Raw genomic sequence first — 2,325 nt, forward strand, 5'->3', positions numbered from 1 at the left:
TTGGCTTTAAAACCAGCTATCAACGATGCGTTTGCTACTGTCACTGCAGTTATCCCAAATATGGTCGCTGCCTTTGCAAGACTGAAAAATTCGATTGATATTGATGTATCAGGAATCAGTCAAAGTATCAAATCAGGTTTTGACTTGCTCAATACAGCTCTTGGTGAATTCGCCCAAAATGGTGAGTTGACACAAGCAACCATTGATAAGATTAAAACTAAAATAGCCGAGATAGGACCAGCAGCCGTTGCGGCATGGGCGCTGATGAATCCAAAAAGTGCTATTGCAACACTTATGCCACTCCTTTCTGGAATCGGTAAAATTGGAGTTGCGCTAGGTAGCATTGGAGAAAAGGCATCAGTCTTTGGAAGTGTTATCGGCACTGCTTTTAGCAATCTTGGTGGTCTTGTTGGTGCTTTAGCTCAAAATGTGACAGGTCTTGCTGGTGTCTTTGGCAGCGCTGCAAGTACAGGGTTATCAGTGCTTGGCGGGATGACTTCGGCAATAGCAAGCGTTGCTAGTATGGCACTTGCTTCAATCGGACCAGCTGCCATTCTTGGTCTGGTCGTTGCTGGCGTTGGTTTGATCAATAGTCAATTTGGCGCACAGATTGACCAGTTACTAGCTATGGTGACAACTAAAGGGCCACAAATCATCACGAACTTGGTAAACGGTATTACTAGTCAAATTCCAGCATTGATTGCTAGTGGTGCGGATTTAATCGCTAAGTTCGCTAATGCATTCACTGTTATGTTCCCAGTGATTGTGCAAGCTGGTGTTGATTTAATTTCAAGCCTTGTTCAAGGTGTGGGTGCAAACGCTGATAGTTTGATTTCGTCAGCCGTTCAAATTGTCGGTACATTTGTTAGCTCAATCGCTGGCGCACTACCACAACTTTTGTCTGTTGGTATGGATTTTATTGCAAATGTCGTCAATGGTTTAGTTCAAAATTTACCTTTACTTTTGCAATATGCGCAACAAATTGTTAACAATTTTGGGCAAAATTTGTCCACTAATATGCCTAACATTATCTCTAAAGGTATCGAGATTATCACTAACTTAGTTCAGGGAATCGTCCAGAACTTACCAACGATAATACAAATTGCGACACAGGTTATCACTGGATTCATCACAGGCTTAGCCAATTATTTACCACAAATCTTGCAAGGTGGTATTCAAATCATCGTCATGTTGGTTCAGGGTATTCTTCAGAATTTACCTAATATTGTTCAATCAGCAGTTCAAATTATTCAGGCGTTGCTTCGAGGAATAGTTGAAAATCTGCCGCAAATCATCGCAGCAGGTATTCAACTTGTCGGGCAGTTGGCTATTACAATCATCCAAAACATCCCACAAATCCTTGCAGCTGGTGTTCAATTGATTGTCGGGCTTGGTAAGGCAATGATTGAAGCTATTCCTAACGCTTTAAAAGGTGTTTGGGACGGTATCAAGAACGGATTTAGTTCACTTTGGGACAGCATTACTGGAAAATCTAGCTCTAGTAAAGAAAAAATCAAAGCTGATACCACTGAAATGACTGATAGTATTAAGACTTCAACAAGTCAAACTGCTACGAATACTGATGTAGATATGCAGAGCATCCTAAACAGTGTGACAAATGGTTTTAATCAAGCAAACGTAGCGGGAACAACAGCAATTACGGGGTTACAAGTCAACTCGGCCGACCAAATGGCTCAGTTGGCATTAAAGGCTGGCATGAGCTTGGAACAATTCAAAAATGCTGTCGAGACCTCAACTTCCTCAGCTCAATTGCAAGCTACCATTAACGCTCAAGCTATGGCAAATGGTGTTAACCTTGAAACGGCATCACTAAGCAATGAAGCGTTAACGCAAATGCCACAGTATTATCAAGCGATAGCCTCAAACACTGAACTGGCTAATCAAATTGGTACGGCGAATTCACAAGCTCTTAGCGATGGCATCACCAATAATCTTGCTACTGCAAGCACAAACGCCACAAGTGCAGCACAAGCGGCAAATAACGGCGTTACATCAAACTTTGATGCAATGCAAGCAAATGCGAGCAGTTCAGCGGGTGGATTATCAAGCAACGTGACATCTAAGCTTAACTCGGCCGCCTCATCTGCCAACGCAGCGTCATCAAAAATGGCGTCAAGTATCACTAACAATTTCAATAAGGCTAAGGCATCTGCAACATCAGCTATGAATAGCTTGGCTTCGACTGTAACTAGTGGGATGAACAAGATTAACAGTACTGTTCAATCTGCTGGGAATAAGATGGGTTCATCGTTTACAAACTCATTCAACAAACTTAAAAGAGAAGCTCAAAGTGGCATGAGCGGC

Annotated in this window: 1 protein-coding gene; it reads left to right on the forward strand. The window is 42.2% G+C overall.

Annotation, left to right across the window (positions count from 1 at the left end; translation table 11 throughout):
• Positions 1–2,325, forward strand: a 2,325-nt coding sequence (locus tag F9929_RS24265; protein WP_210251396.1) for a hypothetical protein, incomplete at both ends; no start/stop codon positions are given.

The sequence above is a fragment of the Aureimonas psammosilenae genome (genome assembly GCF_009176975.1).
Classification (GTDB): Bacteria; Pseudomonadota; Alphaproteobacteria; order Rhizobiales; family Rhizobiaceae; genus Plantimonas; species Plantimonas psammosilenae.